Annotated in this window: 1 protein-coding gene; it reads left to right on the forward strand. The window is 37.3% G+C overall.

The window, feature by feature from the left end:
- Positions 1-319: hypothetical protein (locus IAI56_RS15995; RefSeq protein WP_187658800.1), on the forward strand; the 319-nt coding region annotated here is incomplete at both ends.

A 319-nucleotide genomic window follows, 5' to 3' on the forward strand; every position in this document is an offset into this window, starting at 1 on the left:
TATTTCTTATCCTCAATTTGCTGGTTATTTATCATTACCAGAAGCAGATTTTGTTCTTGATGTAAGAGACGAAACAGGTGCAACAACAGTAGCATCATATCAAGCACCATTTAACACTTTTAACTATGCTGGAAGTGCAATAACTGTGTTAGCAAGTGGTTTTTTAAATCCTGCTGCAAATAGTGACGGTCCAGCTTTTGGTCTTTGGGTAGCTTTTTCAAATGGTGGACCATTGTTTGAATTACCATTAGTTGAAGTTCCTCAAACTGCTCGTTTACAAGTAATTCACAACTCACCTGATGCAATAGCAGCAGAAGTA

The sequence above is a fragment of the Flavobacterium macrobrachii genome, assembly GCF_014486675.1.
GTDB classification, from domain to species: domain Bacteria; phylum Bacteroidota; class Bacteroidia; order Flavobacteriales; family Flavobacteriaceae; genus Flavobacterium; species Flavobacterium macrobrachii.